This is a genomic window from Streptomyces sp. NPDC043870, assembly GCF_056435785.1.
In genome coordinates, this window is record NZ_JBWKDT010000019.1 from 1 (window position 1) to 19,071 (window position 19,071).

16 protein-coding genes and 2 pseudogenes are annotated in these 19,071 nt (G+C 72.3%); 9 read left to right on the plus strand and 9 right to left on the minus strand.

Translation table 11 applies throughout. The features are described 5' to 3' along the window. Positions 1 to 147 precede the first annotated feature (147 nt). From AC0699_RS22715 to AC0699_RS22730, 4 genes are all read right to left on the minus strand, one after another. Positions 148 to 789: a GPP34 family phosphoprotein gene (locus tag AC0699_RS22715; protein WP_478663094.1), complete on the minus strand. Its 642-nt coding sequence runs from the start codon at positions 787 to 789 to the stop codon at positions 148 to 150. 83 nt (positions 790 to 872) lie between these two features. Next, positions 873 to 1,241, minus strand: coding sequence for a DUF1330 domain-containing protein (locus tag AC0699_RS22720; RefSeq protein ID WP_478663096.1), 369 nt, complete (start codon positions 1,239 to 1,241; stop codon positions 873 to 875). Positions 1,242 to 1,537: 296 nt separating this feature from the next. Beyond that, entirely contained in the window at positions 1,538 to 2,839 is a 1,302-nt protein-coding gene (locus tag AC0699_RS22725) for an SWIM zinc finger family protein (protein ID WP_478663099.1), read from the minus strand. Next, positions 2,836 to 5,685 (minus strand): DEAD/DEAH box helicase, encoded by a 2,850-nt coding sequence (locus tag AC0699_RS22730; protein WP_478663101.1) that lies wholly within the window; start codon positions 5,683 to 5,685, stop codon positions 2,836 to 2,838. The genes AC0699_RS22725 and AC0699_RS22730 overlap by 4 nt, the downstream gene beginning before the upstream one ends. 239 nt (positions 5,686 to 5,924) lie before the next feature. Here AC0699_RS22730 and AC0699_RS22735 point away from each other — a divergent pair, with 239 nt between their 5' ends. The 3 genes from AC0699_RS22735 to AC0699_RS22745 all read left to right on the plus strand — a co-directional run bounded on the left by AC0699_RS22735 (position 5,925) and on the right by AC0699_RS22745 (position 7,926). Continuing rightward, on the plus strand, positions 5,925 to 7,046 hold the full coding sequence (locus tag AC0699_RS22735; RefSeq protein ID WP_478663103.1) for a fatty acid desaturase family protein: 1,122 nt from the start codon (positions 5,925 to 5,927) through the stop codon (positions 7,044 to 7,046). A 71-nt stretch (positions 7,047 to 7,117) separates the two neighbouring features. Next, a complete protein-coding gene (locus AC0699_RS22740) occupies positions 7,118 to 7,300 on the plus strand; it encodes a hypothetical protein (protein ID WP_453665258.1) in 183 nt (60 codons plus the stop codon). A 77-nt stretch (positions 7,301 to 7,377) separates the two neighbouring features. Beyond that, a complete protein-coding gene (locus AC0699_RS22745; protein ID WP_478663108.1) occupies positions 7,378 to 7,926 on the plus strand; it encodes an MOSC domain-containing protein in 549 nt (182 codons plus the stop codon). A 78-nt stretch (positions 7,927 to 8,004) separates the two neighbouring features. Here AC0699_RS22745 and AC0699_RS22750 read toward each other — a convergent pair. From AC0699_RS22750 to AC0699_RS22770, 5 genes and pseudogenes are all read right to left on the minus strand, one after another. Next, positions 8,005 to 9,388, minus strand: a pseudogene (locus tag AC0699_RS22750) (tannase/feruloyl esterase family alpha/beta hydrolase). Between the two features lie 226 nt (positions 9,389 to 9,614). After that, positions 9,615 to 10,418: a hypothetical protein gene (locus AC0699_RS22755; RefSeq protein WP_478663110.1), complete on the minus strand. Its 804-nt coding sequence runs from the start codon at positions 10,416 to 10,418 to the stop codon at positions 9,615 to 9,617. A 115-nt stretch (positions 10,419 to 10,533) separates the two neighbouring features. Continuing rightward, positions 10,534 to 10,845: a hypothetical protein gene (locus AC0699_RS22760; RefSeq protein WP_478663112.1), complete on the minus strand. Its 312-nt coding sequence runs from the start codon at positions 10,843 to 10,845 to the stop codon at positions 10,534 to 10,536. Between the two features lie 23 nt (positions 10,846 to 10,868). Then, positions 10,869 to 11,321, minus strand: a pseudogene (locus AC0699_RS22765) (PadR family transcriptional regulator); the annotation flags it as partial. Between the two features lie 329 nt (positions 11,322 to 11,650). Next, positions 11,651 to 12,250 carry a class I SAM-dependent methyltransferase gene (locus AC0699_RS22770; protein ID WP_478663114.1) on the minus strand — a complete coding sequence of 200 codons (600 nt, stop codon included), beginning with the start codon at positions 12,248 to 12,250 and terminating at the stop codon, positions 11,651 to 11,653. 174 nt (positions 12,251 to 12,424) lie between these two features. Between AC0699_RS22770 and AC0699_RS22775 the strand changes: the two genes are divergently transcribed. The 6 genes from AC0699_RS22775 to AC0699_RS22800 all read left to right on the plus strand — a co-directional run bounded on the left by AC0699_RS22775 (position 12,425) and on the right by AC0699_RS22800 (position 19,031). Beyond that, positions 12,425 to 13,246 carry an MHYT domain-containing protein gene (locus AC0699_RS22775; RefSeq protein WP_478663116.1) on the plus strand — a complete coding sequence of 274 codons (822 nt, stop codon included), beginning with the start codon at positions 12,425 to 12,427 and terminating at the stop codon, positions 13,244 to 13,246. A gap of 52 nt (positions 13,247 to 13,298) precedes the next feature. Continuing rightward, a complete protein-coding gene (locus tag AC0699_RS22780) occupies positions 13,299 to 15,872 on the plus strand; it encodes a sensor histidine kinase (RefSeq protein ID WP_478663118.1) in 2,574 nt (857 codons plus the stop codon). Continuing rightward, positions 15,869 to 16,306: a roadblock/LC7 domain-containing protein gene (locus AC0699_RS22785; protein ID WP_469767393.1), complete on the plus strand. Its 438-nt coding sequence runs from the start codon at positions 15,869 to 15,871 to the stop codon at positions 16,304 to 16,306. Before AC0699_RS22780 ends, AC0699_RS22785 begins: the two co-directional genes overlap by 4 nt. A gap of 21 nt (positions 16,307 to 16,327) precedes the next feature. Beyond that, complete coding sequence (locus AC0699_RS22790; protein ID WP_478663122.1) at positions 16,328 to 16,741, plus strand: DUF742 domain-containing protein; 414 nt, start codon at positions 16,328 to 16,330, stop codon at positions 16,739 to 16,741. Between the two features lie 113 nt (positions 16,742 to 16,854). After that, complete coding sequence (locus AC0699_RS22795; protein ID WP_478663125.1) at positions 16,855 to 17,799, plus strand: nucleoside hydrolase; 945 nt, start codon at positions 16,855 to 16,857, stop codon at positions 17,797 to 17,799. 389 nt (positions 17,800 to 18,188) lie between these two features. Further along, complete coding sequence (locus AC0699_RS22800) at positions 18,189 to 19,031, plus strand: pentapeptide repeat-containing protein (protein WP_478663128.1); 843 nt, start codon at positions 18,189 to 18,191, stop codon at positions 19,029 to 19,031. The last annotated feature ends 40 nt before the right edge of the window (positions 19,032 to 19,071 follow it).

The following is a 19,071-nucleotide window of genomic DNA, read 5'->3' on the forward strand; positions in this document are numbered from 1 at the left end:
GGTTCCTGTGGCGGGGGGGGAACGTTCTACCCCAACCCATTTTTCCCGACCCCACTATCCACCGGCGGGGGGGCCCCACACCCGGGGGCACCACGCGGCCCCCCCCCCCCCGGGGGGGCGGCCCCCCTGCGTATCACCGTGGCGTCGTCATTCGCCTCGCCAGATGTTGTCGAAGGCAGCCTCGTGGATGTCTCGCCGTTGCCGCTCGGCCGCCAGTTCCGTCACCGCGTCATTGACCGCGGCGAGCACTGTCGCCACCGCGTCGTCGGCCACGCCCGGCGAGCCTCCGCTTTCCTCGGCTTCCTCCGCTTCCTGGGCTTCCTCGGTTCCCTCGCCGCTGATCCCGGCTGCCGCTGCCAGGACGGCAAGGACGGGCTCATGCGATGCCCAGCGTTCCGCCGCCTGGCGGCGAGCGGGCGAATCGACCAGCTCCAGCTGACTCGTCCGGGAGAACAGCCGGCGTCGTTCCTGCCGAGTGACCTGGCCCTCCGCCTCGAGGGCGGCCAGATAGGCCGCGGCCAGGCCGCGGCCTCTGCGCCACAGCCAGTCGCCGACCGATTCGTACGGCGCTTGCCGGGCAAGCGACGACGCGGCCTCGTCCAACAGGCGATCAGCTATTGCCGGCCGGTAGCCCGGCACGATGCGATCGTCGTCCAGTTCGACGGCTCGGGCGTCCAGGAGATCGATCACCTCGGCTCCCGCGAGCGCGAGCGACAGTTCGCCTTGCTCCGGAGGACGCTCGGCGTTCATGTCCATGGCTACGATCAACAGGTCCCGCGGTGTGGTCATGAATGGCTCCACGTCAGGGGCATCAGTGGCGATGCGTCGCTGGGCAGCTGGTCCGACACCCGGCGTGACGCCAGGCGTCACGGTCAGCTGCCGTTGCCGGCGGGCGCCGCGAGCGCTGCCCGGATCTGCTGCGCGAAGCCGGCGGGTGTGAACTCCGGCCCGACACCGTCGACCAGAATGAGGTCACTGATCGCGTGGTCGGTGCGCAGGGACAGGATCTTCTGGTACTCGGTCGAGTTGTACCACGCCGTGGCCGCCGCCATGTCGGGAAACTCGAGCAGCACCACGGAGCCCGGCCAGGCGCCTTCGAAGACCTGCACCTCGGCATCGACCGCGAGCCACTTGCCTCCGTAGGGCGCTGTCGTGGCCTCCACCTGCTCGAGACAGGCCAGGTTCTCTTCCTTCGGTACGCCACCGGGGATACGCAGGTGATTGATCAGATATGTGGTCATGTCTTGCCTCTCGGGCCGAACGTGATGTCGCGTTGCCGAAGGCGAAGGGACGTGCCGAGCCCGGCGCCTGAAGGAGCTGGAGGTGAGCGGCGTCGTACGCCGCGTGGTGTGCCCCTCCGGCGAGCAGTCCCGTATCCGAGCTTACGGAGCGGGAAGAGCAGCCGCATCCCACGTTGATCGCCCAGGCAGCCGGGAAGCGCGCATGCCGACGGAGGCAGCTGTCGGCATGCGTACCGACGCTCGTACTCGTGCTCCCGGCGCCCGCATCCACCCGGTGGCCCGGAGTGCGCGGGGCGTCACCCCTCCGGAATCAGGGCCGCCAGGGCCGAAGCCGGGTCCGGAGCCGGGGGCCCCGCGACGGTCCAGCGGCCCCGCGCCAAGGTGAGGGGCCACCATCGGCCGTCGGCGGCCAGCCGCAGCTGCGCGTCCGCCCCCAGCACCGTCCAGCGCCCCGCGCCGGCCCCCCGCAGCCGTGGACGCTCGCCCTCCTCCCAGGTCTCCGCCAGCCGTGCGTTCGCCCGGGCGAGCGTCTCCTCGTCGGGCACCCACTCGTCCTCCAGGACCGAGAGCGCCGCAGCCCCGCCGAACCGCCAGGCGCGGACCGCGAGGTCGAGATCCGCCCGGCGCCGGCCCGAACCCGTCGCGAGCCGTGCCAGGACCGCCGCCGGGACAGCGGTTTCCCCACCCGGCCCACCCGTCGCGGCCAGCCGCACCGCATCCTCACTCAACGTCAAGTCGGGTTCCACAGGCGTCCGTTCATGCCCCGGTGCCAGCGCCTGGGTCAGCATCCGCCGCGCCCGTGCCGCCGCGCCCGCCGCGAGGAGCTCGAGTGCGTCCGCGTCGACACCCGGCGCCGGGACCGTCTCCGTTTCCAGCGACGGCGGCACCCCCGGCTCCGGCGGCAGCGGGGGAGCGTCCGGCAGCGCAGGCAGGATGCCCGCCGCGGCGAACGCCTCGTCCGCAGGTACCCCCTCGGGGACCGGAGCCCGCCGCGCATCGTGCTCGGCCCGCGCCGCACTGCGTGCCTGCAGCTCGTCCAGGAGCCGCCGCTCCCCGCGCCCGCGCAGCAGGAGCAGTACGAACGGATCCTGGTCCAGCAGCCGCGCCACCTGGTAGCAGAGCGCCGCCGCGTGCGGACACAGATCCCACACCTCGCAGGAGCACTCGGGCTCCAGGTCCCCTATGCCCGGCAGCAGTTCGACTCCGGCGCCCGCCGCGTCCTCCACCAGATGCGGCGGCATCTCCCGGTCGAGGAGCGCCGCGATGTGGCCCGCCCGGTCCACCGCCATGTCCAGGAACCGGGCCCACCCGTCGTCGGTCAGCTCCTGCAGAAGCACATCGCTGCGGTAGGCCGAACCGTCCTGGTCCTTGACCACGGCCGTGATCCGCCCCGGCCGTACGGAAACGGCCCCGACCGCCCCGGCCCGCGCCTGCTGACGGCCCTTCTTCAGCTGCCCGGAGTCCAGCGCCGTGTCCTCCAGCGCCTTCAGCCACACACGTCCCCACCACGTCTGCGCGAAACCCCGGCCCCGTTCCGGCGGCAGTGCCGCGAACGTCCGCTCGGCCTCGTCCTCGTCCTCGTACTCGCTCGGCGTCATCGCGCGCCCCCTCGCAGCTCGACCAGCTCCGCCAGTTCGGCGTCGGTCAGTTCGGTCAGTGCGGCCTCACCGGAGCCGAGCACCGCGTCGGCGAGCTCCCGTTTGCGCTCCAGCATGTCCGCGATCCGGTCCTCGATCGTCCCCTCGGCGATCAGCCGGTGCACCTGCACGGGCTGGGTCTGGCCGATGCGGTACGCGCGGTCGGTGGCCTGCGCCTCGACCGCCGGGTTCCACCAGCGGTCGTAGTGCACGACATGACCGGCGCGCGTCAGGTTCAGCCCGGTGCCCGCCGCCTTCAGCGACAGCAGGAACACCGGTACGTCACCGTCCTGGAAACGCCGCACCATCGCCTCCCGTTCGGCCACCGGTGTACCGCCGTGCAGGAACTGCGTCCGTACGCCGCGTGCCGCGAGGTGCTGCTCCAGCAGCCGCGCCATCTGTACGTACTGGGTGAACACGAGCACACTCGCGTCCTCGGCCAGAATCGTGTCCAGGAGCTCGTCGAGCAGCTCCAGCTTCCCGGACCGGTGCGCGATCCGGGGCCGCTCCTCCTTCAGATACTGCGCGGGATGGTTGCAGATCTGCTTCAGCGCGGTCAGCAGCTTCACCACCAGGCCGCGCCGCTCCATGCCGCCCGCTTCCGAGATCGCGGCGAGAGTCTCCCGTACGACCGCCTCGTACAGCCCGGCCTGCTCGGCGGTGAGGGAGACGGCCCGGTCGGTCTCGGTCTTCGGCGGCAGCTCGGGCGCGATGCCCGGGTCGGACTTGCGGCGGCGCAGCAGGAACGGCCGTATCAGCGCGGCCAGTCGTTCGCCGGCCGCTGTGTCGCCGCCTTCGACGGCCTGCGCGTACCGTGCCCGGAACGTTCCGAGCCGGCCGAGCAGCCCGGGCGTCGTCCAGTCGAGGATCGCCCACAGCTCGGACAGACTGTTCTCGACGGGTGTGCCACTGAGCGCGACCCGCGCCTTCGCCCCGATCGTGCGCAGCTGTTTCGCCGTCTCCGAGTAGGGGTTCTTGACGTGCTGCGCCTCGTCGGCGACGACCATGCCCCACGCCACTTCCGAGAGCTTCGCGGCGTCGAGCCGCATCGTCCCGTACGTGGTGAGCACGAACTCGCCGTCCGCCAGGGACTCCAGGGTCCGCGTCGCCCCGTGGAAGCGGCGCACCGGCGTTCCCGGGGCGAACTTCTCGATCTCCCGCTGCCAGTTGCCCATCAGGGAGGTCGGGCAGACGACGAGCGTCGGCCCCGCGGCGGACCCGTCGGTCTGCCGGTGCAGATGCAGTGCGACGAGGGTGATGGTCTTGCCCAGTCCCATGTCGTCCGCGAGGCAGCCGCCGAGGCCGAGCGAGGTCATCCGGTGCAGCCAGTTCAGCCCGCGCAGCTGGTAGTCGCGCAGCGTCGCGGCGAGCGCGGCCGGCTGGGCGACCTCCAGGCGGCCGCCCTCGGGATCGGCCAGCCGTTCCCGCAGCCGCTCCAGCCAACCCGATGCCCGGACCTCGACCCGGTGCCCGTCCACCTCCGTGGAGCCGGTCAGTACGGCGCCGAGCGCGTCGACGGGGGTGAGCTTGTGGTCCTGGTGTGCGCGGGCGCGCCGGGCCTCCTCGGGGTCGATGAGAACCCACTGCTCGCGCAGCCGCACCACGGGCCTGCCGGCTTCGGCGAGCTGGTCCAGTTCCGCGCGGGTCAGCCGCTGGTCGCCCAGCGCGAACCGCCAGTTGAACTCCAGCAGTGCGTCCGCCGAGAGGAACGACGGCATCCCGGAGCCCACCGGATCCGCGCCGGGGCCCTCGGCCTTCTCCTGTGGGCCGATGACCGCTCGCGCCGTCAGTGTGCGTGCCAGTTCCCGGGGCCAGTGCACCTGCACGCCGGTCGCGGCGAGCGCCCGCGATGCCTCACCGAGCAGCTCCGTGACCTCCTCGTCGGCGAGTTCGATCGCGTCCGGCAGGGCCGCCGACAGCAGCGGTGTGAGCGGGGCCCAGGCGCGTGCGGCGCGGCGCAGCGCGAGAAGTGCGTCCATGCGGGCGCGCGGGCCGAAGGCGGCGTCCTGTCCGCCCGCCCACACCGTTGCCGCGTCCGCGACGAGCGCGGGGTCGCTGACGCTGTGCATCTGCAGCACGGCCCGGAAGGACGGTGCCGCTGCGTCGCCGCCGGTCAGGCCCAGTACTTCGACGCGCAGCGACAGCCGTACGCCGGCGTCGTGGCCCGCGGCCACATCCTGCGCCCAGGCGCGCGCCTGCGGCAGCCGTTGCGGCTCCTGCGCGGCGAACGCGTCCGCGCCGGCTGCGAGCACAGCGGCGGGCGTGCGCGGGAGCCCGTCCGCGACCGCGTCGAGGAACGCCCTCAGCAGCCGCTCGGGCTCGGGCAGCATCAGGGGCCGCGCGGCGGCATCGAGCGGTACGGCGTGCGCGGTGGGCGGCATCGAGGCCGCGAGCGTACGGATGCGGTCCAGGTCCTCGGCGGTCAGCGGTCCGGCCCGCCAGGCATCCTGGTCGGTCGCGGTGAGGCCGGGCAACAGCAGTCCCCGCGCAGCGAGTTGAAGAGCGACGACGGTCGCGGTGCCCCAGAACGCCGCAGCGGGGGAGGCGTCCGCGGACACCCGCGCGCGGGTGAGGACCGGCAGGGCGTCCCGTACGGACAGCAGCCGGGCCCGTACCGCGTGGGTGCGGCCACCCGCCGCGGCCACGGTCAGTTCCCCGGAGGGCCCGGGGCCGGCGGGCGGTGCGCCGTCGTCCGGCCGCCAGAACGCGATCCGGCCCGCGCGGGCCGGATCCGCGGGCAGGAAGACAGCGGAGCAGGGGATGAGTTCGGCGATGTCGGAGAGCGTTGCCGCGGGGAGCGTGTGCACAGCGATGGCGCATTCCTCAAATTTGACTACTGCGAGCCGGAGCGGCCGAGGATACCCCAGGACGCCCCCGAAAGGGGTGGAGCCAGCACCACCCCGCCCCACCGGCATCCCCCCGGCTGCTTCCGGGTGGTGGCGCCATGGTTGCGAAGGGTCACCAGTTCATACGTTTCTTCAGGTCAGAGCAGCCCCGAAGTCGAACGCGCCCGGCCGGCGCGACGGCCGAGAGACCGGAGACCACCATGGCCCAGGCCACCGCAACCGCCCTCGTCGCCGAGCCCGCCCCGCCTCCCGGCGGCCGCTCCGCGCGGTCCGTGGGCAGTGACTTCGCGCCCCTGCTGCGGACTGCCAGGGAGCAGGGCCTCCTCGAACGCCGCACCGGCTGGTACGCACGTGTCATCACCGTCAACCTGCTCGCCCTGGCCGCCGTCGTCACCGCCATGGTGTTCATCGGCCCGTCCTGGTGGGTCATGCCGCTCGCCGTACCGTTCGCCGTGCTGTCCGCCCGTACCGCCTTCATCGCGCACGACGCGGGTCACGCGCAGATCACCGCGGACCGACGGATCAGCCGGCTCCTCCAGCTGTGCCACGGGAACCTGCTGCTCGGCATGAGCCAGGACTGGTGGAACGACAAGCACAACCGCCACCACGCCAACCCCAACCATGCCGACAAGGACCCCGATGTCGCCCCCGACGTCCTGGTCTTCAGCAAGGACCACGCCGAGGGCCGCACCGGCTTCCGCGGCTGGCTCACCCGCCACCAGGCCTGGTTGTTCTTCCCGCTGACCACCCTGGAAGGCATCGCCCTCAAGATCTACGGCTTCCGGCACGTGTTCTCCCGGCAGGCGGAGGGCAGGTCCGCCGGCGGACGCGCGGTCGAGGGCGGACTGCTCCTCGCCCATGTCGCCTTGTACGCGAGCCTGCTGCTGGCCGTCCTCACCCCGCTCCAGGCCCTCGTCTTCGCCCTGCTCCACCAGATGCTGCTCGGCCTGCACCTCGGCATGGCGTTCGCGCCGAACCACAAGGGCATGGAGATGCCCGACCCGGACAGCGGCGAGCGCTGGGGCCATCTGCAGCGGCAGGTCCTGACCTCCCGGAACATCCGCGGTGGCATGCTCACCGACTGGTTCCTCGGCGGTCTCAACTACCAGATCGAGCACCATCTCTTCCCGAGCATGCCCCGCCCCCATCTGCGTCTCGTCCAGCCGCTGGTACGCGCCCACTGCCGCCGGCTCGCCATGCCGTACACGGAGACCGGCCTGATCGATTCGTACCGTCAGGCCCTCGGCCATATGCACGAGGTCGGCGGAGAGCTCCGCGCGGACGAGGCGCGGCGCCGCCGGCGGCAGGAAACCGGCGCATAGTGGAACCGGAGGTCTCGCGGACGCGTTCTCACAGCAAGGAGCGGCCTCGGGGCTGCGAAGGAGGCGACGAAATGTCGACAGGCGCGAAGATCGCCATCGGGGGAGTGGCCGTAGGCATCCTCCTGATGCCACTGATCGGATTCTGGTTGTCGTTGTTGGTGATCGTCGGAGTGCCCGCGGTGGCCTACTTCGCGCTGGACCCGTCGCAGCGCCGCCGGCTCCGCCGGATCAACCGCAAGCAGATCGGACGCTGACCTGGAAGATCTCCCTCGGCCGTGCCGGAGGTAAGGTCAAAGACGATCACCGGCACGGAAGAGGGGAGCCCCGCGCGATGAGCGTCGGCGGACGGATAACCACGGTCAGCAGCAACGGCGAGTACTCGTTCACCAAGCCGAACCGGGACAGCATCACCCTGCTGGAAGGGCTCGGAGTGGAGGGCGACGTCCACGCCGGTGTGACCGTCAAGCACCGCTTCCGCGTGGCGCAGGACCCCACCCAGCCCAATCTCCGCCAGGTCCACCTCATCCACGAGGAGCTCTTCGACGAGGTGCGCGCGGCGGGCTTCGAGGTCCGCCCCGGCGAGCTCGGGGAGAACATCACGACGAGCGGCATAGACCTGCTCGGCCTTCCCACCGGCACGGTTCTGCGCCTCGGTGACGAAGCGGCCGTCGAGATCACCGGCCTGCGCAACCCCTGCGCGCAGATAGACACCTTCCAGCAGGGGCTGCTCAGGCAGGTCGTCGGCCGTGACGACGAGGGGAACATCGTCCACAAGGCAGGGATCATGTCCGTGGTCAGGACGGGCGGAGTCGTGCGGCCCGGCGACACGATCACGGTGGAGCTGCCCGACGGGCCGCACCGGCCCCTGGAGCGGGTCTGAGCCAGCCGCACGGGCCGCCCCGAGCTGCGGGCTCGGGGCCCGGCCCACGGGGGCTCGGCGCCCGGCCGCGCCCGGCCGTCAGTTCAGCGCACAGGAGTTGACCACATCACCGCCCGCGGGCCTGCGGATCGTCCGGTCCGCGGGCGGCGCGGCGCCGTCCTCCACCCAGGCGGTCAGCGCCGCGAACGCCGAGCGATAGCAGGGCAGGATCGGACGCAACCGGTCCGGATGGGTGTCGTACAGGCCGTCGGTGTGCGTACCCGCCTCGACCGTGTAGTAGCGGTGCAGTGCCGTGCGTCCCCGGCCGTCGATCATCCGCGCGTACACGTCCGAGTCCTGACGGATCGGCAGCAGCGTGTCCAGATCACCGTGCAGCGTGATCAGCGGCTTGCCGATCCTGCCCGTCAGCGCCACCTTCGCCAGTGCCCGCCGCACGGACGGCGGACGGGACGCGAGGTCGTACTCCGCGTCCGAGGGGCAGACCGCGAAGATCTGCTCCGGCGAGGAGCCCGCCGAAGCACCCGGGCAGCCCGGGTCGTAGGACGGATCGAACTCGGCACGGAAGATCTTCTGGGTGAGCCCCCAGTAGACCTTCTCGTGGTACGGCCACAGGAACTGCGAACCGGGCGCGAAACCGGCGGCGAGGAGATCGTCGTCACCAGCCCGGCCGAGGGTCCTGGCCACCGTCACCGGCAGACCCGTCAGCGGGCTCGGTCCACGCGTGGTCCACAGGACGCCCTCCCAGTCCACGCCCCCGTCGTACAGCTCCGGACGGTTCTCCAGCTGCCAGCGCGTCAGATAGCCGCCGTTGGAGATGCCGGTCATGTACGTCCTGGCCGGCCCCGCGCCCGTAGCGCTGCCGTACTGTGCGCTGTGCCGCTCGCGTCAGCTCGGTGACGCGCCGGTTCCACTCCGCGACCGCGTCCCCCGGGCTGCGGCCGTCCGTGAAGAAGTCCGGTCCCGTGTTGCCCTTGTCGGTGGCGGCGTACGCGTAGCCCTGCGCCAGGACGTGGTCGGAGATGAGCGCGTCGGTGGCGTACTGCCGCCGGGTGCCGGGGGCGCCCGTGACGACCAGTCCGCCGTTCCACCGGTCGGGCAGCCGGATCACGAACTGCGCGTCATGCCGTCGGCCGTGCGTGGCGTTGAGGCGTGAATCGTCCGGGAAATGGCCGTCGATCTGGATGCCCGGCACCCCTGAGGGGTGGTGGGTGCCCGCGGCCGCCAGACCGGCCTGGTCCGCCATGTCGGTGTACGGGGTTCCGGCCAGTGCCGCGGTCGTCAGATCCCCGAGGCAGGCCGACTGCTGGAGGTCCGCTCCGGGCACGTCCAGACCGCTCCGACCGGCGCAGTGGCCGGGTGCCGGCTCCGCCTCGGCCGGGCGGGCGTCCGCGAGGGACGGCGTGGTGAGCAGCAGCAGCGCGGCGAGGACCGAAGTCCTCCATGACGGGCGGGACAGACGCATGGCGGCGGCCTCCGAGTGAACGGCGAAAGGGTGGGTGCGCCGCCACATCGTGCTGTCGTCCCGTCCGCGCAGCCATGGGCCGGGCCCACACCTCACACCCACCCGCCATGTGGGATCCGGGGCCTGTCTTTCGGATCAGGCCGGATCAGCGAGCGCGCGTGCCAGGGCACGCGAGCCCGGCAAGATCCGAAAGACAGGCCCCAGGAGGCGGGGCTCAGGAGACGCCTCAGGAAGGGCGCACCGCCATCTTGTCCAGCGCCTCCAGCAGACCGGGCAGTTCGGGACCGCGCCCCACCGGCAGCACCTCGCCGGGCTCCTCGTCCAGCAGCACGAACGCGATGTCGTCGGTCCGGGCCACCAGGGACCAGCCCGGCCCGTCCGCGCGCAGCATGCGCGCACCGCCCGGGGCGAAGCTCGACCGCACCCGCCCGAGCGGAGGCGCCTCGTCCACATAGCCGTGAAGTTCCTTGAGCACCCGCCGCACCCCCTCGTGCGGCGTCGCCCGCTCCTCCTCCGGCGCGTCGGGCTCGGCGAACGTCACCTTTTCCGCCACCTGCGCACGCCAGCCCGCCCACTGCTGGGCGATCTCGTCCGCGCCCAGGCGGCGCTGAACGGGGCCCCAGGTGTCCGCTTCGGGCGGGGTGAGCGGTGGGCCGCCGCCCTCCTCCTCGTCCGGGTCGTGGGGTGCGGGGACACCCGGTGCGACGGTCGCGACGGCCAGCGGCCAGCCGGGCAGGGAGGCGACGACCGTACGGTCACTGGGCGACAGGTCGTACTCCATCCCGCAGTCCCACGAAGCGATCGCGACCGCCACCAGCGACACGTCGTCGATCACGACCGTCCACCGGGCGCCGCCGCCGTCCTGGCCGAGGACCAGTCCGTACCCCTCGGTGTACGGCTCGAGTCCCAGCGACGCGCACGCCGCCGGGTAGTCGTCGCCGAGCACACTGGGGAACTGGGCGGGTGTCAGCAGCAGAGCGGTCAGCACATAGAGCGCGTCGTTGTCGACAGCCTCATCCGTCCCGGCCACAGCACCCTCCCGATCCGATCGTTCGTCGGCGCACCCTAACCAGTGGGTAACCCCGTAGTCGAGGGTTCACGGCGGGAAACTCGTCCGCCCCGCTGTGCACCCGGCCCTCGCGGCGTCAGGCGGCGGGCAGCCCGAGGAGACTGCGCGCCACGGACTGCGGTGACTCGTCCCGCTCACGTGCCAGGGCGATGACCGCGCGGCAGGCCAGTTCGTTCACCCCGAAGGACAGTGCCTCGGGGGACACCCAGCTCGACGCCTCGTCGATGCCCTGCTGATCGTCCTCGGCGCACGCGGACACATACGTCGCCGCGGCCTCGAAAATGTTGTGCTGCCGCGACCGCCCGGGCGCGGACGCCGCCGGGATCCTCTCCTCGCCGCGGCCGGACACACGGAGCTTGCGGACGATGCCCCTGACTCTGTCGAACACCCTGGCCCCTTCCCCTGCACGGTTCACCCGTCCGGCGCAGTCCGCCGGTCCGACAAGTCTTCCCGCAACAAGGGCCGCAGCCACGCCAGTTCCGCCTTGCTCGTGGCGCGGGCGATGGTGAGCATGCCCTGCCGGTACGGGGCGTCGAGCTCCTCGGCCCGCCGCGGCCGGTCGCCCTCGTAGAAGAAGCCGGCCGGCTGCTCCAGGAACTCCAGCCGCTGCCGCTGCACCGCGGCCCGGGCCCGCGCGTCCGGGAGATGGCGGAGGAAGGCGAGCACCGTGAACCAGCGGTTCTCGTCGGTGATGTCCTGCTGCACGGGTTCGGCGAGCCGGTGCAGCAGCTCCTGGCGGCCCGCGGCGGTGAGGGTGAGGACGTGGCGGGGTGCAGCGGCCTGACCCGGCCGGCTCTCACGGACCAGGAGACCGTTCCTCTCCAGCCGCTTGATGGCGGGGTACAGGGTGCGCGCTGCCGCCGGAGAACCAGCGGCGAGGATCCGAACGGCCGAGGGCCGAGGATCCGGAGTACAGGGGGGACATACGGATGCAACAGGCCGGATTCGACGCTCGGGGAAGCCTCATCGGGCGGACGGAGTCCGCGGGGGTGGGGGCCGCGGGAGATGGGCCCGCGCGGGTGTACGTGCAGACAGCATGGGCGGGGCGGTGGCGATCGCCCTGGCCAACCGGCGGCCCGGGCTCGTGTCACGGCTGGTGCTCACCGAGGCCGACCCTCGACCCGCACCCGCGTGTGACCGCCGCCGGCAGCGGCTCCGTGGGCGGCGACCGGCACGGTGACGGAGGCGGTGCCTCAGTCCTGACGTACGGCCAGGGCCAGGAAGCGCGCGTCCTCATCGGCGTACGAGACCAGCCGCCAGCCCGAACCGTCCAGCAACGGACGGAGATTGGGCTCGGCACGCAGATCGTCCTCGGTGATCTGCCGGCCCTGGCGTGCGGCCAGCGCGGCCCGCCCGATGGGATGGAACAGCGCCAGCCGCCCGCCGTTGCGCACCACTCGCGCCAACTCGCGCAGATTCTCCGCGGGCCGGGGCAGATGCGCGACGAGACCGGCCGCGAACACCGCGTCGAGCGACCGCGAACGCATCGGCAGCCGCGCCACATCGGTGAGCACCAGCGATCCGGCGCGGTCCCGCCCGGCCCGGACCGCGGCCGTCAGCATCGCCGGGGTCAGATCGGCGCCGACGACGGTGCCTGCCCGCCCGACGGCCTCCCGCAACGCGGGCAACGCACGCCCGGTGCCGCAGCCCGCGTCCAGAACCGCCTGGCCCGGGCGCAGGCGGAGCGCGGCGACCCCGGCGGCGTAGGCCGGGCCGTCGTCGGGGAAGCGCGCGTCCCAGCCGGCCGCGCGGGCACCGAAGAACTCCTGTACGTGCGTGTGGTCGTCGCTCATGCGGGACATGATCCCGCAGGCCCTCGCCGATCCTGCATCCGTCCCTCAGACAGACGTACGGTGCGCACGTTCGAGCCAGGTGCGATCGTTCGGAAACATCTCTCTGTCATATTCCATCAGCTTTCGAAATGCGCCCCAACCGTGCGCCCCCTCGAGGACTAGCGTCCCTGAGCCATGGGACACCTGGACCACGCCGCCTTCGGCTGGCTGACCCCCGTGCTGTCGTACGTGATGGCGTGCATCGGCGCCGCCCTCGGGCTGCGCTGCACCGTACGCGCTCTCGACGCGACCGGCCGCTCGCGCCGCAACTGGCTCGTCACCGCGGCCTCCGCCATCGGCACAGGTATCTGGACGATGCACTTCGTCGCCATGCTGGGCTTCGGCGTGACCGGCAGCGACATTCGCTACAACGTGCCGCTGACCATCCTCAGCCTGCTCGTTGCCATGCTCGTCGTCGGCGCGGGAGTCTTCGCCGTCGGCTACGGCCGCGACCGTGTCCGCGCCCTGCTGCTCGGCGGCCTCACCACCGGACTCGGCGTCGCCAGCATGCACTACCTCGGCATGGCCGCCCTGCGACTGCACGGCGAGGTGCGCTACGACCCGCTCCTCATCGCGCTCTCCGTCGCCATCGCCGTCGTCGCCGCGACCGCCGCCCTCTGGGCGGCACTCAACATCAAGTCGCCCGTCGCGGTCGCCATCGCCTCGCTCGTCATGGGCGCCGCGGTCAGCAGCATGCACTACACCGGAATGTTCGCGGTGAGCGTGCGCGTCGAACCGTCGGGCGGGACACTGCCCGGGGCCACGGCCATGCAGTTCATCTTCCCCCTCGCCGTCGGCCTCGGGTCCTACCTCTTCCTCACCTCCGCCTTCGTGGCCCTCTCCCCGACAGCGGGGGAACGTGCCGCCTACGCGTCGGCCGCGCGGACCACCGGACCGGCCGGCGTGCCCACCAACACCCCTACCGCTCCCTCGAACGCCGCACCCACCACGCCGTAACGCTGCCCCGCCCGCCGCACCCCCACCGCCCCGCACCCGGAACGAGGAGGCCATGCGCACACCTCGCAGCACGTCCGGCGCCGATGCGCCGCCACCGCATGCGCACCCGCCTGTCGCACCGGCCGCGCCGGGAACACGCGGACGCCGCGCCCACGCCGGACCACCCGCGGACGAACGGCCGGAACCGGCAACGGACCGCGATCCGTCAGCAGCACGGCCGGACGACGGCCGCCGCGAAAAGTGGCAGCTGCGCCCCAGAACGGTACGCGCCAAGATCATCTCGCTGCTGATGGTCCCCGTCGTCTCCCTCCTCGCCCTCTGGGGCTTCGCCACCGTCACCACCGCCCAGGACGTCGCCCGGCTGCGCCAGCTCCAGGACGTCGAGGACGGCATCCGCGGACCCGTCGCCGAAGCCGTCACCGCCCTGCAGGCCGAACGCCGCGCCGCTCTCCGTCAGATCGCCGCCCCCGCCTCCGAGCGCGCGACCGAACTCCAGCAGCAGGCCGCACTCACCGACGCCGCCCTCGCGAAGCTGTCGCTCGACGACTCGCACACCGTCGCCGACAGGGGCGACCTCCCCGCGGCGGTCGCCGGCCGGCTCGACCGGCTCATCACCGGAGGCCGCGAACTGCGGGGCCTGCGCACCTCCGTCCTCGACCGCAACGCCGACTGGGACCGTACGTACGAGAAGTACACGGCCACCATCACCTCGGCCTTCGGCGTCGCGGGCGCGCTCACCGGAATCCAGGACTCCGGACCCGGCTCCGACGCCCGCGTGCTCCTCGAATTCGGCCGCGCCGCCGAAATGCTCGCCCGCGAGGACGCCCTGCTCGCCTCCGCCCGGACCGCTCGGACCTTCAGCGCGCAGAGGATGAGGCTGTTCAACGGCGCCGTCGAGACCCGACTCGCCCTCACCGAGTCCGCCGTCGACGATCTGCGCGCCCCCGAGCGCGCCGCCTGGCGCGAACTCACCGAACAGAGCGCCTACCGGACACTGCGATCCGCCGAGGACAAGACCCTCGCCGCACCGGCGGGACGCCGGGCCGCCGAGGCCGTACCGGCCACCACCTGGGACGCGGCCCACAGCACCGTGCGCACGGTCATGCGGGACATCGAGACCGGCGCCCGGCGGAGCGCCGCCGACCGCGCCGACCCCTTCGGCCAGGGCCTGTTCACCGCCGCCGGGGCCGCCGTACTCCTCGGACTCGCCGCCGTCGCCGCCTCGCTCGTCATCTCCGTACGCATCGGCCGCGCCCTCGTCGTCGAACTCGTCAGCCTCCGCAACACCGCCCTCGAGATCGCCCGGCACAAACTGCCCCACGCCATGCGCCGGCTCCGCTCCGGCGAGGAACTCGACGTACAGGCCGAAGCCCCGCCGGGGCCGGCCCCGCAGGACGAGATCGCCGAGGTCGGCGAAGCCCTCTCGACCGTGCACCGGGCCGCGCTCGGCGCCGCCGTCGAACGCGCGGAACTCAGCCGCGGAATCTCCGGAGTCTTCGTCAACCTCGCCCGCCGCAGTCAGGTCCTCGTCCACCGGCAGCTCAATCTGCTCGACAGCATGGAGCGGCGCGCCGAAGACCCGAACGAGCTCGGCGACCTGTTCCGGCTCGACCATCTGACCACCCGCATGCGCCGCCACGCCGAAAGCCTGATCATCCTCTCCGGCGCAGCCCCCGGCCGCGCCTGGCGCATGCCCGTACCCCTCACCAACGTCGTACGCGCCGCCGTCTCCGAAGTGGAGGACTACGCACGCGTGGAGGTGCGGCAGCTGCCCGAGAGTGCCGTCGTCGGCGCCGCCGTCGCGGACCTCACCCACCTCCTCGCCGAACTCGTCGAGAACGCCGCCCAGTTCTCCCCGCCCCACACCAAGGTCCGGGTCAGCGGCGAACCCGTGGGCAACGGCTACGCCCTGGAGATCGAGGACCGCGGCCTCGGCATGGGCAAGGAAGCCCTCGCCGAGGCCAACCGGCGCATCGAACAGTCGGAGGCGCTCGACCTCTTCGACAGCGACCGGCTCGGACTGTTCGTGGTCAGCAGGCTCTCCGCCCGCCACGACATCAAGGTGCGGCTTCGGACCTCGCCGTACGGGGGGACCACCGCCGTCGTTCTGATCCCGACGCCGCTGCTGCAGAGCGCACTGCCGGCGGGTTCCGCCGCGTCGGCCGCTCCGTCCACGGAGCGTTCCGCCGCGGAGGCGGCACCGTTCGCGCCCGAACCAACCGTCCGCCGCGACCTTGAAGTCCATGGGGACGGCCCACCACCGCCTCCCGGAGTCATCGCCCTGCGGTTGCGCGGCCGCCCGCAGTCCGCCCACACCGAGACCGGCCCCCACGAGCAGTCGGAGCCGCGGCCCCGGCTCCACTCCGAGCTCCCCGCCCGGGACGACGGGGGCGGCCTCCCACGCCGGGTCAGACAGGCCAGCCTCGTCCCCCAACTGCGCGAAGCCCCCTGTCCCGCACCCGCGGACGCAGCAGCCGGCACCGCGTACGACACCCCGGAACGGACCCCGGAACGCACCCCGGAACAGGCCAGGGACCGGATGGCCGCCTACCGCGCCGGCTGGACCCGCGGCGGCGGCGCCGCCCCCGGCCGGACCATCCACAGCGACGAAGGAGACGACGCATGATCGATAACGAGAGGATCGCCCCGCACCACCGCTCCGGAGAGCTCGACTGGCTGCTCGACGACCTGGTGCTGCGCGTGCCCGAGGTCCGGCACACGGTCGTCCTCTCCAACGACGGCCTCGCTGTCGGCGCCTCGAACGGCCTGACCCGCGAGGACGCCGAACACCTCGCCGCCGTCGCCTCCGGATTCCACAGCCTCGCCAAGGGCGCGGGCCGTCACTTCCGCACCGGGGGAGTCCGCCAGACGATGGTCGAGATGGACGAGGGATTCCTCTTCGTCGCCGCCGCGGGCGACGGTTCCTGTCTTGCCGTCCTCAGCTCCGTGACCGCCGACATCGGCCTCATCGCCTACGAGATGGCCCGGCTCGTCAAGCGCGTGGGCGAACACCTGCACACCCCGCCACGAATCTCCACCACCCCGCCCGCCGCCGGCTGACCGGAGGGAGGCTTCATCGCCATGAACGATGCCGGCGACGGCGACCAGGAACACCCGGGCAGCCGTTGGTACGACGCCGAAGCGGGACCTCTTGTCCGTCCGTACGCCATGACCGGGGGCCGCACCCGGCCGGGCCCCGGCGCCGTACGTTTCGACCTCATCGCACTCGTCGACGCCGCCGCCGACGCGGTGGACCGGGCCGCGGAGTCCCTCCTCGGCCCCGAGCACCGGGCCCTGCTCGAACTCTGCCGCACCGAGACCCAGTCGGTGGCCGAGCTGGCGGCCGAGTGCGATCTGCCCGTCGGCGTCGTCCGCGTCCTCCTCGGCGACCTCCTCGAAGCCGGGCACGTCACGGTCAGCCGGCCCGTACCTCCCGCGCAGCTGCCCGATGAAAGGATCCTTCGGGAGGTGATCGCGGGACTCAGGGCGCTCTGAAGCGGTCAATGTCCTCCGAAGAGTCGCCAACAGCGTGTGACGCAGCGGGCAAGGCGCCCTCGCGGGGGCACACTGGTGATGTTCCTGTCCCGGTCCCGACACCGAGGAGCACCGTGCCAGTCCCGATCATCATCGACTGCGACCCCGGGCACGACGACGCCGTCGCGATCATGCTCGCGGCCGGGGATCCCGCGATCGACCTGCTCGCGATCACCACGGTCGCGGGCAACCAGGTGCTCGAGAAGACCACCCTGAACGCCCGCAGGATCTGCACCGCCGCCGGAATCACCGATGTCCCCATCGCGGCCGGCTGCGCGCGGCCACTCGTCCAGCCGCTGTATGTGGCGGACGACGTCCATGGCGAGTCGGGCATGGACGGACCCAGCTTCGGCGAACCGACCGTGGACGTCGTCCCCGAGCACGCCGTGGACCTCATGCACCGGATCCTGACGGAGCATCCGGAGCCGGTCACCCTCGTTCCGACAGCCCCACTGACGAACGTAGCCCTGCTGCTGACCCGGTACCCCGACGTGACCGCGCACATCCGCGAGATCGTGCTCATGGGCGGCTCCACGGAGCGCGGAAACCGCACCCCGGCCGCCGAGTTCAACATCTACGTCGACCCAGAGGCCGCCGACATCGTCCTCCGCAGCGGCCTGCCCGTGACCATGTGCGGGCTCAACGTCACCCACCAGGCGCTCGCCACCCCCGACGTCCTCGCCCGCCTCGAAGGACTCGGCACCCCGCTCGGCCGTATCTGCGCCGAGCTGATGACCTTCTTCGCCTCCACCTACCGGCGGCTGTGGGGCTTCGAAGCCCCGCCGCTGCACGACCCCGTCGCGGTCGCCCGCGTCATCGACCCGGCGATCGTGCACTGCGCCGACGCCGGCGTGGCCGTCGAACTGCGCGGAGAGCACACGCGCGGGGCGACGGTGGTGGACCTGCACCAGTACCTGGACCGGCCGGTCAACGCGCGGGTCGCGGTGACCCTGGACCAGGAGAAGTTCTGGGACCGGGTGATCGGCGCGGTGGACACGCTCGGCAAGCGGGCGGGGTGAATCGAGGAGCGGCCGGCGCGAACCGGAGTGTCTGAGGGGCGCATCGCGGAGCACGCGGGGGGAGCCGGAGAGCGTGCGAGGCGCATAGAGGAACCAGGGGCGAACCCGATGGCCAAGGTCGCACAGTCTCAGCCGCCCGGCACCAGCACCAGCACCAGCACCAAGCGCGGCGCTGACGGCGCCGGGCGCGGGCGGCGACGCCGACTGTCGCTCCGCAGGCGTGCGCCCGCGGTCCGAAGCACGAACCGTCCGAAGGACGAATCGCACCCGTCCCGCGGCCGTCACCGCACACGCGACGGCAGGCGCCGCACGCGCCGCACGAGCGATCGCCGACGTGGGGGACACTGGACCGGGAAACCCCACGCTCACCAGGGAAGAGGAACCGCACAGTGCCCGACACACATGACGACGCAGCATCCGCCCAGGACCGGTCCCGCCTGCGGGCCGACTGCGCGAGCTGCTTCGGGCTGTGCTGCGTTGCGCTGCCCTTCTCGGCCTCGGCCGACTTCGCCGTCGACAAACCCGCCGGGCAGCCCTGTACCAACCTCCTTTCCGACTTCAGCTGCGGCATCCACACACAGCTCAGGCAGCGGGGTTTCTCCGGCTGCACCGTCTACGACTGCTTCGGCGCCGGCCAGAAGGTCTCGCAGGTCACCTTCAGCAAGCAGAGCTGGCGGCAGGCCCCGGACACCGCGCGGCAGATGTTCGACGTGTTCCCGGTGATGCGGCAACTCCACGAACTGCTCTGGTACCTGACGGAGGCGCTGACCCTGCCCGCGGCCCGACCGCTGCACGCCGCCCTCCGCGGTCTTCTCGCCGAGACCGGAGCTCTCACGGAGCGGGACGCCGCCACCCTCCTGGACATCGATGTTCCCGCACTGCGAGGGCGGATCGGCGACGTGCTGCTCCGTACGAGCGAGCTCGTGCGGGCCGGGGCGAAGCCCGGCCGCAAGAAGAACCGCCGGGGGGCCGACCTCCTCGGCGCCAGGCTCGCGGGCGCCGATCTGCACGGAGCCAACCTGCGCGGCGCCTGCCTCATCGCCGCTGACCTGACCGGCGCCGATCTGCGCCTGGCCGACCTCCTCGGCGCCGACTTCCGGGACGCGGACCTCAGCGGGGCCGACCTCACCGGCAGCATCTTCCTCACTCAGCCGCAGCTCCACCAGGCGAAGGGCGACGCGAAGACGAAGCTGCCGGGCGCGCTCGCCCGCCCCGCGCACTGGTCGTCGTAGGCCGTCGTAGGCCGGTTCGCGACACATCTCGTGTGGGACG

What these genes read in the sequence shown, in the direction of transcription:
- AC0699_RS22770 (WP_478663114.1), bottom strand. Translation starts at nt 12,250, where the DNA reads ATGAGCGACGACCACACGCACGTACAGGAGTTCTTCGGTGCCCGCGCG.
- AC0699_RS22720 (WP_478663096.1), bottom strand. Translation starts at nt 1,241, where the DNA reads ATGACCACATATCTGATCAATCACCTGCGTATCCCCGGTGGCGTACCG.
- AC0699_RS22740 (WP_453665258.1), top strand. Translation starts at nt 7,118, where the DNA reads ATGTCGACAGGCGCGAAGATCGCCATCGGGGGAGTGGCCGTAGGCATC.
- AC0699_RS22775 (WP_478663116.1), top strand. Translation starts at nt 12,425, where the DNA reads ATGGGACACCTGGACCACGCCGCCTTCGGCTGGCTGACCCCCGTGCTG.
- AC0699_RS22785 (WP_469767393.1), top strand. Translation starts at nt 15,869, where the DNA reads ATGATCGATAACGAGAGGATCGCCCCGCACCACCGCTCCGGAGAGCTC.
- AC0699_RS22715 (WP_478663094.1), bottom strand. Translation starts at nt 789, where the DNA reads ATGACCACACCGCGGGACCTGTTGATCGTAGCCATGGACATGAACGCC.
- AC0699_RS22780 (WP_478663118.1), top strand. Translation starts at nt 13,299, where the DNA reads ATGCGCACACCTCGCAGCACGTCCGGCGCCGATGCGCCGCCACCGCAT.
- AC0699_RS22735 (WP_478663103.1), top strand. Translation starts at nt 5,925, where the DNA reads ATGGCCCAGGCCACCGCAACCGCCCTCGTCGCCGAGCCCGCCCCGCCT.
- AC0699_RS22790 (WP_478663122.1), top strand. Translation starts at nt 16,328, where the DNA reads ATGAACGATGCCGGCGACGGCGACCAGGAACACCCGGGCAGCCGTTGG.
- AC0699_RS22725 (WP_478663099.1), bottom strand. Translation starts at nt 2,839, where the DNA reads ATGACGCCGAGCGAGTACGAGGACGAGGACGAGGCCGAGCGGACGTTC.
- AC0699_RS22745 (WP_478663108.1), top strand. Translation starts at nt 7,378, where the DNA reads ATGAGCGTCGGCGGACGGATAACCACGGTCAGCAGCAACGGCGAGTAC.